Source organism: Pseudomonas sp. WS 5027 (genome assembly GCF_012985695.1).
Lineage (GTDB): Bacteria > Pseudomonadota > Gammaproteobacteria > Pseudomonadales > Pseudomonadaceae > Aquipseudomonas > Aquipseudomonas hygromyciniae.
Genome location: NZ_JAAQWU010000014.1, coordinates 179224 through 189640 on the forward strand (window position 1 = coordinate 179224; position 10417 = coordinate 189640).

Annotated in this window: 8 protein-coding genes and 2 riboswitches; of the genes, 5 read left to right on the plus strand and 3 right to left on the minus strand. The window is 61.1% G+C overall.

Going from position 1 to position 10417, the window contains the following annotated elements; translation table 11 throughout:
* Window positions 1-30: 30 nt before the first annotated feature.
* Window positions 31-3792: a cobaltochelatase subunit CobN gene (gene cobN / locus HBO09_RS18445; RefSeq protein ID WP_169995319.1), complete on the minus strand. Its 3762-nt coding sequence runs from the start codon at window positions 3790-3792 to the stop codon at window positions 31-33.
* A gap of 3 nt (window positions 3793-3795) precedes the next feature.
* A complete protein-coding gene (gene cobW, locus HBO09_RS18450) occupies window positions 3796-4857 on the minus strand; it encodes a cobalamin biosynthesis protein CobW (RefSeq protein ID WP_169995316.1) in 1062 nt (353 codons plus the stop codon).
* A 92-nt stretch (window positions 4858-4949) separates the two neighbouring features.
* A riboswitch (cobalamin riboswitch) is annotated at window positions 4950-5151 on the minus strand.
* A gap of 219 nt (window positions 5152-5370) precedes the next feature.
* Between cobW and HBO09_RS18455 the strand changes: the two genes are divergently transcribed.
* On the plus strand, window positions 5371-5877 hold the full coding sequence (locus HBO09_RS18455) for a hypothetical protein (RefSeq protein ID WP_169995314.1): 507 nt from the start codon (window positions 5371-5373) through the stop codon (window positions 5875-5877).
* Between the two features lie 196 nt (window positions 5878-6073).
* Here the strand turns inward: HBO09_RS18455 and HBO09_RS18460 are convergent, their stop codons facing one another.
* A complete protein-coding gene (locus tag HBO09_RS18460) occupies window positions 6074-7435 on the minus strand; it encodes a M10 family metallopeptidase C-terminal domain-containing protein (protein ID WP_169995312.1) in 1362 nt (453 codons plus the stop codon).
* Between the two features lie 333 nt (window positions 7436-7768).
* A riboswitch (cobalamin riboswitch) is annotated at window positions 7769-7972 on the plus strand.
* A 95-nt stretch (window positions 7973-8067) separates the two neighbouring features.
* Here HBO09_RS18460 and HBO09_RS18465 point away from each other — a divergent pair.
* The 4 genes from HBO09_RS18465 to cobM all read left to right on the plus strand — a co-directional run bounded on the left by HBO09_RS18465 (window position 8068) and on the right by cobM (window position 10204).
* The gene (locus HBO09_RS18465) at window positions 8068-8256 is read left to right on the plus strand and encodes a CbtB-domain containing protein (protein ID WP_169995310.1); all 189 of its coding nucleotides are present in this window, start codon (window positions 8068-8070) and stop codon (window positions 8254-8256) included.
* 11 nt (window positions 8257-8267) lie between these two features.
* Window positions 8268-8975, plus strand: coding sequence for a CbtA family protein (locus HBO09_RS18470; protein WP_169995308.1), 708 nt, complete (start codon window positions 8268-8270; stop codon window positions 8973-8975).
* Window positions 8972-9376, plus strand: coding sequence for a cobalamin biosynthesis protein (locus tag HBO09_RS18475; protein ID WP_169995306.1), 405 nt, complete (start codon window positions 8972-8974; stop codon window positions 9374-9376). The genes HBO09_RS18470 and HBO09_RS18475 overlap by 4 nt, the downstream gene beginning before the upstream one ends.
* An 81-nt stretch (window positions 9377-9457) precedes the next feature.
* Window positions 9458-10204 carry a precorrin-4 C(11)-methyltransferase gene (cobM, locus tag HBO09_RS18480; protein WP_169995305.1) on the plus strand — a complete coding sequence of 249 codons (747 nt, stop codon included), beginning with the start codon at window positions 9458-9460 and terminating at the stop codon, window positions 10202-10204.
* Window positions 10205-10417 lie beyond the last annotated feature (213 nt).

Genomic DNA, 10417 nt, shown 5'->3' on the forward strand with positions numbered 1-10417 from the left:
GGCACTGAGCATCACGGCATACGATCAACATCAGGTGTCTTCTTCTATGTCCAGCAACAGGTTTTCCAATGCCTCGCGATACGCCCCAGGCTCCTGCCACATGCCGCGCTGCTGGGCTTCGAGCATGCGCTCGGTCATGTCACGCAGGGCATCGGGGTTGTGCTGTTGCACAAACGCCCGGGTGTCGGGGTCGAGCAGATAGGCATCGGCCAGCAATGCATATTGATGATCGTCGATCAGCGCGGTGGTAGCGTCGAAAGCGAACAGATTGTCCACCGTTGCCGCCATCTCGAACGCGCCTTTATAGCCGTGGCGCTTGACCCCTTCGATCCATTTGGGATTGGCCGCGCGGGAACGGATCACACGGTTCAGCTCTTCCTTCAGCGTGCGGATTTTCGGCAGGTCCGGCTGGCTATGATCGCCATGGTAGCTGGCGGCCTTGGTGCCACTGAGGGTTTCCACGGCGGCGAGCATGCCACCCTGGAATTGATAGTAGTCATTGGAGTCGAGCAGATCGTGCTCGCGGTTGTCCTGGTTCTGCAACACCGCCTGCACTTGGCTCAGGCGCTGGGCGAACTGTTCGCGAGCGGCGGTGCCCTCATCGGCACCGCCATAGGCATAGCCGCCCCAATTGAGGTAGACCTCGGCCAGGTCTTCGCGGCTTTGCCATAGGCGACCGTCAATTGCACCCTGTACGCCCGCGCCATAGGCGCCGGGCTTGGCGCCGAAGATACGCCAGCCAGCCTGCTTGGCCGCTGCCTCCTCATCCAGGCCAGACTTGAGCAGCGCATCACGCTCGCTGCGTACCTTGGCTGCCAGGGGATTCATGTCGTCCGGCTCGTCCAGCGCCGCTACCGCCTGCACGGCGGCATCGAACAGCCGGATCAGGTTGGCGAAGGCATCGCGGAAGAAACCGGACACCCGCAACGTGACGTCAACTCGCGGGCGGTCGAGCAAGCTGATGGGCAGGATTTCAAAGTCATCGACCCGCTGGCTGCCCGTGGCCCACACCGGACGCACGCCCATCAGCGCCATGGCCTGGGCAATATCGTCACCGCCGGTACGCATGGTCGAGGTACCCCACACCGAAAGCCCGAGTTGGCGCAAATGGTCACCATGGTCTTGCAGGTGCCGTTCAAGCATCAGGTCTGCGGACTGGAAGCCGATCCGCCAGGCGGTGGTGGTCGGCAAATTGCGCACATCGACGGTAAAAAAGTTACGCCCGGTCGGCAGTACATCAAGGCGCCCACGGCTCGGCGCACCACTGGGGCCCGCCGGCACGAAACGACCGCCCAGGGCATCCAGCAAGCCGCGCATTTCTGCCGGACCGCAGGCATCCAGGCGCGGCGCGACGACGATGCGCAGGCTTTCGATCACCGATTTCACATCTTCCCAACCGGGCACCTCAAGCTGCTCGAGCGGCCCTTCCAGCGCCTGTTCGATCAGCCGCGCCGCATACAACTCCAGGCGCTCACGGGTATCGCCGGCGGTGCGCCACAACTGGTCGTCGATCTTCTGCAACACCTCGGGGCGGCGCCCGGTCCAGGGTTCGGCCAGGGCGCAATCCAGCGGGTCAAAGCCCAGTTCAAAAGCCTTGGCCAACACGCGCAGCAGGCTCGATTGCGGGCCGCGCCCGTCGCCACGCGGGATGCGCAGCAGCGCCAACAAGGTGTCGATACGCAGGCGACCTTCGGGCGATTCACCAAAAATATGCAGGCCGTCGCGGATCTGCGACTCCTTCAAGTCGCACAGGTAGGTATCCAGGCGCGGCAGCCAGACGGCAGCGTCGGCATCGTTATCCAGCTCAAGCTCTTGGTCGATACGGGTTTCGCGCACCAGCTTGAGGATGTCCTTTTGTAGCTCCAGGGCGCGTCGTGGGTCGAGTAATTGCGCTTCGTAATACTCGTCCGCCAACAACTCCAGGTTACGCAGCGGGCCATAGGTTTCGGCGCGGGTCAGCGGCGGCATCAAATGGTCGATGATGACGGCCTGGGTGCGCCGCTTGGCCTGGGCCCCCTCGCCCGGGTCGTTGACAATAAACGGATAGATATTGGGCAGCGGCCCCAGCAGCGCATCCGGCCAGCAGTTTTCGGACAACCCGACGCCCTTGCCCGGCAGCCACTCCAGGTTGCCGTGCTTGCCCACATGAATGACAGCGTGGGCGCCGTAGGTGTGGCGCAACCAGAAATAGAACGCCAGGTAAGCGTGGGGCGGCACCAGGTCCGGGTCGTGGTAAACCGCGCTGGCATCCACCTGATAACCCCGCGCCGGCTGGATGCCGACAAAGGTCAGGCCCAGGCGCAGGCCGGCGATCATCATACGCCCGTCACGGCACATCGGATCGTTATGGGGCGAGCCCCAGCGTGCCAACACGGCCTGGCGGTTGGCCTCGGGCAAGCGATTGAACATCGCCTGGTAATCGTCCATGCCCAGGCTTTGGTGGCAGGGGCGCAGGTCGAGGCTGTCCAGATCGTTGGTCACACCGCCGAGCAGCTCGTGGATCAAGGCCGTGCCGCTGTCTGGCAAGGTAGATGGCAGCGGATAACCCTCCGCTTGCAGAGCGCGCAGGATATTCAAGGCGGCGGCCGGGGTATCCAGGCCCACACCGTTGCCGATGCGCCCGTCGCGGGTCGGGTAGTTGGCGAGGATCAGGGCGATGCGTTTATCGGCATTCGGCACCCGTGCCAGCTCGACCCAGCGCCGTGCCAGTTCGGCCACGAAATCCATACGCTCGGGCGCGGCGCGATAGCACACCACATCCGACTGACTGCGCTCGCTGCGCCAGGCCAGGTCCTTGAAGCTGATGGGGCGGCTGATGATCCGCCCGTCCAGTTCTGGCAAGGCGATGTGCATGGCCAGGTCGCGCGGGCCCAGGCCTTGCTCGCTGGCTTCCCAGCCGGGCTGGTTGTCCTGGGCGCAGATGGCCTGTATCACCGGGATATTGCGGCGGAACGGGCGCAGATGGGGCGCTTCGGGGCTGGACTGGGCAAAGCCGGTGGTGTTGAGAATCACCGCCGCCCCCACCTCGTCCAGCAGATCCTCGACCACCGTCAGGCAGCCGGGCTCTTTCAAACTGGCCACCGCCATTGGCAGCGGGTTGAGGCCCGCGGCCTGCAGGCGCTGGCAGAACACATCGATAAAAGCGGTATTGGCCGCCTGCAAGTGCGAGCGGTAGAACAGCACCGCCGCCACCGGCCATGCGGCGTTCCAGTCTGCCTGCCAGTCATTCAGGCGCGCATTGGCCTTGTGCGGATGATAAATCGCCGTGCGCGGCAGGGTTTGTGGCTCGTCCCAGGCGTAATCTCGCTCCAGATAGCTGCTGGCCAGGCAGCGATAGAAATCCAGTGCGTTCCCCAGTCCACCCTGGCGCAAAAAGTGCCACAGGCGGTCACGCGCCGGCGCATCCACGGTGCTCAGGCCACTGAGTTCGGGATCGAGACGATCATCCCCCGGCACCAGGATCAACTGCACGCCCTGCTCGGCCAATTCCACCAGGCGCTGGATACCGTAGCGCCAATAGCCAATGCCACCGTGCAGGGATATCAGGATGACCTTGGCGTGGCGCAGCACTTCGTCCACATACAGGTCCACCGACGCGTGGTTCTGCACCTGCATCGGGTTGGCCAGGCGCAGGCTCGGGTAGTCGTCGGGCAGTTGCTGGGCCGCTTCGGCCAATAGCGCCAGGCTGGAATCACCGCTGCACAGGATCACCAGCTCGGCGGGAGTTTGTCCAAGGTCGGCGATGTTGTCATCGGAGACGAAACCACCGGGCTGGGTCCTGAGCAGATGCATGGGTTAAACGCTGAGGGCGGCGCGCAATTGCGCTTCGAGGCCCGCTGCGTCCAGGTCCTGGCCGATCAGCACCAGGCGCGTGATGCGTGCTTCGTCAGCCCCCCAGGCGCGGTCAAAGTGCTTGTCGAAGCGCGTACCCACGCCCTGGATCAGCAGGCGCATCGGTTTGTTGGGGATCGCGGCGAAGCCTTTGACCCGCAGGATGCCGTGCTGCACCACCAATTGGGTCAGGGCGTCGAGCAGCAGCGCTTCATCCGCCTGGGGCAGGTCGATGGAGATGGAATCAAACGCATCATGATCGTGATCGTCTTCACCTTCGTGGTGGTGATCGTGATGGCTATGGCGCCCGTCGATATGCTCCTCGGAACCCGCGCCCAGGCCAATCAACACGTCCAGGGGCAGACGGCCGCTGCTGGCTTCGACGATTTTCACTGCCGGCGGCAGTTCTTCGGCCACTTCCAGGCGTACACGGGCCAGGTCTTCGGCGCTGATCAGGTCGGTTTTGTTGAGGATCACCAGGTCGGCGCTGGCCAGTTGGTCGGCAAACAGCTCGTGCAGTGGCGATTCGTGGTCCAGGTTGGGATCCAGCTTGCGCTGGGCGTCGACCTGGTCCGGGAACGCGGCAAAGGTGCCGGCAGCCACGGCCGGGCTGTCGACCACGGTGATCACCGCGTCTACCGTGCAGGCGCTGCGGATTTCCGGCCACTGGAAGGCCTGCACCAAAGGCTTGGGCAGGGCCAGGCCGGAGGTTTCGATGAGGATATGGTCCAAGTCGCCACGGCGCGCCACCAGTTCACGCATCACCGGGAAGAACTCTTCCTGCACGGTGCAGCACAGGCAGCCGTTGGCCAGCTCATAGACCCGACCGTTGGCTTCTTCCTCGGTGCAACCGATGGAGCACTGCTTGAGGATCTCGCCATCGATGCCCAGCTCGCCGAATTCGTTGACGATCACGGCAATGCGGCGGCCCTGGGCGTTGTCCAGCATATGGCGCAGCAAGGTGGTTTTGCCCGAACCCAGAAAGCCGGTGACGATAGTGACGGGGAGTTTGGCCAGTGTTTTCATCGGATGCCCTTTGGGGCGGGCATACGGGACGATAGGCCCTGCGACGGCGCGCAGCGGCAGATTTCGTCACCGGATCACCCCGCCCGGTTGAATTGGAAAATCGGTTGCGAGGCAGGTCTCCTGGCTTGGGGCTTGCTGGCCTTGTGGCTGGCGCTGACTGCGCCTTCCCGCCTGTTCAGGCAGTGGCGTGGCAGTCAGATGAACCCTTTACAGTTGCGGGGGCAGCCGCGGCATCGACCGCGTTCCCTTCTTAGCTTCGACCTGGGCCGAAGAACCTCGAAGGCACAAGGCTACGCAGTGCTAGTGAGCGGGTCAATGTCGGCAAGCCGAGATCAAAAATTTACACGCCAGCTTGGATTGAAACTCTGTATGACTTTGCGCATCTCGACGAGGAACGGATTTGTTGCGAGCGCCACACACCTATCGGCTCGTCCCGTTGCAGCCCTGTCGGCACTGCTACAGGAGTGCAATTGCGGTGAGCGCCCAATACAGCAATACATTCGAGGATCTGTCATGACACTTTCAATACTTCAACCCAATAGCATCTACACCCCGCCCCTCACGCTGGGCGACAACCGCAACCAGCAAATCCCCGCCAAAACCGACACCGCCCAGAACCAGTGGACGGATGACACCAGTGGCAGCAGTCGCACAACGCGTGCGACACCGAGGGCATCATCTCAAGTGAGTTCTCCTTCGTCCTACAGCAACAAGCGCCTACTCCAAGAAGTGAAGAACCACTTTAATGAGTATGCAGCGGGGGCCGGTGACAAGTACGTTAACTTCAATGAATTGAAAGAAGCCGCCGGCCTGCTGCCTACCACTCGAACCTTTTCTACACACGCGTCAGCAGTTGCCAAGGAACTTCTCAACCGTTCTCGCCTGCTTAACGAGTTGGATATCGGAGTTGGTTTCACTTGGGATGGGCGAGGATTGCAAGACCAAAGGTTCGATCATGCCAACCTTGACTCCCTGATTAACAGGCTGCCTAACAAGCCCAGAATCAGATTTGTATCCTAAGGATAAAACCTGATCAGCCAGGCACCTGTCCCACTAGCAATCGATAGGCCTGACGGAACTGAAAACATCCCTTGCAGGGGAATACCAACCCCATAAAACCAGACAGGATGGGGTTGGAGAACGGATCGCGCAGTGCATGGACAACGAGCAAGGCACGCGACCAGCGGCCTTGCTCACTGCCCTGGATCTCAATTCGTCAGGTGTAGTGCTGTGCGCCCGCAGCCTTGGTGATGAGATCGGGCGGATTGATCGGGCCATGACTTCTGACAAAAAAGTCGAAACGCCCCTTTCCCGTCAGGTCGATGGCCAATGTCGACTGATTTTTGCTGCGGTTGTAGTCCAGAAAGGTCTCACCCGCTTTGCCGGACAGTTGCCGGACGAACGTCAGTTTGTCGATTCCGGCTTTGCTCAGCAGGGTCGAAATGTCGATCTTGTCGCTGCCGCTGACAAAGTCCACGATAAAGTCGGGCGCGCTCAACGTGGAGTCGTTGGCGTCGTCGTACACAAAGGTGTCCGCGCCTTCTGCGCCCCGCAGGTGGTCCGCGCCTGCGCCCCCCTTGATCACGTTGTCCGCGTGGTTGCCGATGATCACGTCATTGCCCGAGCCTCCAATCGCATTTTCCACGGTCACGCCTCTGGCAATCGAGACGTTCCCCTCTAACCCGCCTACATTGGAAAGCTCCTCAGCTCGCAAGTTGATCAGCTGATTTTGCTTATATTTGGAAAAGTCCAATGTATCGACCCCGCCACCGTCCCAAACGCAAAACAACGCCACATCTCTGGGGCGATCCAATTGGTAATAGTCGCGCCCGGCATTGGAGTTAAAACCATAGGTGGTATCGGTGTTACGTGTTTGGTAGTTAGAACCGTACAGTCGCTGGACTGCCGCAATATCATCGCGCATGGGTGCCGAAGGGCGACAACCTGCAATGTTGTGGCCAGATTCCGCTGCTCTGAAGTAGCTCATGACCGAATAACTCTCCGTATCCTGCGCATATTCGGCGTGGTCACGGTAGTTCATTCCAACACCGTCATAATCACCTGGATGCAAAAGGCCGATACGATGACCCACTTCATGGAGCAGGGTGCCGCGCGGATTATTGTGAAGTGCCGGTGCCGCATGTTCTTTGTACTTGGAATTCACCAGCACCTTACCGACCTGCCCGGGAAGCATTGTCCAACCAGCGATCCCATCTTCTACATTCTGGCTATTGGCAAATGCCAGCAGGCCTTCCGGTTCAGCGATACCCTCCTGGAATGTTACGTTCGCCACATCGGCCCACGACTGCATGACCAGCCTGGCCTGGTGTTTCTGGACGGTATTGAACGCCGTTTCGCCCGGTGCCAGTTTGTCGAATGAAACGCAGATTTGCGTCACGCCGTCACCATTTCGATCCGACCACCTCAGGTCGTTGCGCGTGATCTGCTGGGCGGCCTGCAGGACGGTATAAGACGGTTTGGTATGCCGCGCCGCTGTAGAAGGATTCTCACCCTCTGGCTCTTGCGGGAGCGAGGCCCCAGCGTATTGGGGATGTTGCGTGCTGCTTGAAATATTCAAGATAACCACCTTTAGTTTCAGTTAATCGACAGGAGTGTCACCGTCATGATTCGCTGAAAAGAAGTTTGGCGTTCCTCGCTCGACCGTTAAGCCCTACATACGCTGTCTCACTATTAGTTGTTGAGGCGACGTTAGCAAACCGTTTGCGCGCAACACCACCCAACTATCGCGCCTAGAACCGGTGCAGCTACATATATGCTCAGAAGATATTTTTATATTTCGGCAACAGACGAATATCTTTTCATATTTTTTGATATGAATCGGGCATCAAACTCAGGACTTTTCTGCGCGAGTGCACTCGCTCAATTGACGGAATCACCCTGGCCATGCTCTCCTACACATCTTGTTTCAGGTGCCCTTCACAGGGTGAAACGGGAAACCGGTGACCCATGCCTGCATGACAGTCCGGTGCTGCCCCCGCAACGGTAAGCGAGCGAAGTATCAGATCCACTGTGCCTAGCGGCATGGGAAGGCGATGCTTTTATGACCCAGTGTCCCTCGCAAGCCCGGAGACCGGCCCGAAAAATCAGATAACAAACCCGCGGTGGGCGGGCGCTGTTCAGAACCCTGCTTGCCTGGCTCGCGTGGTTTTCATGCGCTCGTACCACCCTGACACTCGAAAGGGACGCGCCATGTCAATCATCAGCAGCACCTCGCACTCCGCCAGCCACACCGCCACCCTGAGCCAACGCCTGACCGCCGCCATCGGTGCGTCGATCCTCGGCGCGTGCCTGGTGTATTTCGCCGGGTTTTCGCATATCGAGGCCGTCCACAACGCCGCCCACGATACGCGCCACAGCGCCGCCTTCCCGTGCCATTGAGACCTGCCGACATGATCAAGCGAATTGCGCAAACCGCAGGTTTCAGCGGCCTGCTGGCCGCCCTGTTACTGACCCTGTTGCAAAGTTTCTGGGTGGCTCCGCTGATTCTGCAGGCGGAAACCTTCGAAAACGCCCCGGTCGCGACCCAGGCGCATGAGCATGAGCATGCGCCTGGCGCTGCGGCCCACAGCCACGACGCCCAAGCCTGGGAGCCTGAAGATGGCTGGCAGCGCGTGCTGTCTACCACCGGTGCTAACCTGGTGGTCGCCGTAGGTTTTGCGCTGATGCTCGCCGGCCTCTACACCCTGCGTGCCCCGACCCGCACCGCCCAGGGCTTGCTCTGGGGCCTGGCCGGCTATGCGACCTTTGTCTTGGCGCCGACCCTTGGCCTGCCCCCGGAACTGCCCGGCACCGCGGCGGCGGACCTGGCGCAACGGCAGATCTGGTGGATCGGCACCGCAGCCTCCACCGCCGCCGGCATTGCGCTGATCGTGTTTGGCCGCAACTGGCTGCTGAAGATCCTTGGCATCGCGATCCTGGCCGTGCCCCATGTGATCGGCGCACCACAACCGCAAGTGCACTCGATGCTCGCCCCAGAAGCCCTGGAAGCGCAGTTCAAGATCGCTTCGCAGTTGACCAACATCGCGTTCTGGCTGGCCCTGGGCCTGATCAGCGCCTGGTGGTTCCGGCGTAATCGCGACGATCAGTACTCGGCATGAACACTACGCCGGCCCTGGTGGTCGGCCTGGGTTGCCAGAGCGGTTGCAGCGTCGAGGCGTTATTAGCGCTGTTTAATACAGCCTTGGCTGGTGCTGGCATCGACCCTCGACAAATCACCGCGCTGGCCAGCATCGACCGCAAGCAGGATGAGCCCGGATTACTGGCGCTGGCAGCCGACCTGGGTTTACCGCTACAGTTTTTCAGTGCCGAGCAACTGGCAAGCCACGCGGCGCAACTGAGTCACCGGTCCGCTGTCGCCTTTGCCCACACCGGCTGCTACGGCATCGCCGAAAGCGCCGCCCTGGCGCTGGCCGAACGCCTGGCCCAGCGCCCCGCCCGGCTGCTGATCCCGCGCCAAAAGAGCCCGCAAGCCACCTTTGCATTGGCGTGTGCCGGATGAATTCCCGATAATCCCCCACCCTGATCATGAGCGGTCTTCATCTACAGCCCGCCTCACCCGCTTTTTCACAGGAATGTCCCCATGACCGTCTACTTCATCGGCGCCGGCCCCGGCGATCCGGAACTGATTACCGTCAAGGGCCAGCGGCTGATCCGCAGTTGCCCGGTGATTATCTATGCCGGCTCCCTGGTACCCGCCGCTGTACTCGAAGGCCATCAGGCTGAAAAAGTGGTCAACAGCGCCGAATTGCACCTGGAGCAGATCATTGACCTGATCAAGGACGCCCATGAAAAAGGCCAGGACGTGGCGCGGGTACATTCAGGCGACCCGAGCCTGTATGGGGCCATTGGCGAGCAAATCCGCCATTTGCGCGAGCTGGGGATTGCCTTCCAGATCATTCCAGGCGTCACGGCGGTGGCCGCTTGTGCCGCCTTGCTGGAGACCGAGTTGACCCTGCCGGATATCGCCCAAAGCGTGATCCTGACCCGCTATGCCGATAAAACCACGATGCCGGCGGGTGAAGCCTTCGACAGTCTGGCCAGCCATGGCACGACCATGGCGGTGCACTTGGGGGTCAATCATCTGCAGAAGATCGTCAGCGAACTGTTACCCCATTACGGTGCAGACTGCCCAATAGCCGTGGTGCACCGGGCGACTTGGCCGGATCAGGATTGGGCGATTGGCACCTTGGCGGATATTGTCGAAAAAGTCGCGGCGAAGGGTTTCAGGCGCACGGCACTGATTGTGGTGGGCCGGGTGCTGGCCAGTGACAGCTTTAGCGAATCCTCGCTGTATCGCGCAGGCCATGCCCACCTCTACCGGCCCTGACACCGCGCAAGACACTGTGTGGGAGCTGGCTTGCCTGCGATAGCCATAGGTATCTACACAACTTTCAGAAACTGACGAACTCCTCCGTGGCGAGCGGGCTTGTCGGAACGCCGCATCGCCCGCGCTGGGCTGCGAAGCAGCCCCAATAACCCGAATGCGTTGTACCAGATACACCGCAGCGGCTGGTTTTGGGGCTGCTTCGCAGCCCAGCGC

Bases quoted from the DNA above. Each gene is read 5' to 3' on its own strand.
- HBO09_RS18475 (WP_169995306.1), top strand. From the start codon at position 8,972: ATGAACACTACGCCGGCCCTGGTGGTCGGCCTGGGTTGCCAGAGCGGT.
- HBO09_RS18470 (WP_169995308.1), top strand. From the start codon at position 8,268: ATGATCAAGCGAATTGCGCAAACCGCAGGTTTCAGCGGCCTGCTGGCC.
- cobW (WP_169995316.1), bottom strand. From the start codon at position 4,857: ATGAAAACACTGGCCAAACTCCCCGTCACTATCGTCACCGGCTTTCTG.
- HBO09_RS18465 (WP_169995310.1), top strand. From the start codon at position 8,068: ATGTCAATCATCAGCAGCACCTCGCACTCCGCCAGCCACACCGCCACC.
- HBO09_RS18455 (WP_169995314.1), top strand. From the start codon at position 5,371: ATGACACTTTCAATACTTCAACCCAATAGCATCTACACCCCGCCCCTC.
- cobM (WP_169995305.1), top strand. From the start codon at position 9,458: ATGACCGTCTACTTCATCGGCGCCGGCCCCGGCGATCCGGAACTGATT.
- cobN (WP_169995319.1), bottom strand. From the start codon at position 3,792: ATGCATCTGCTCAGGACCCAGCCCGGTGGTTTCGTCTCCGATGACAAC.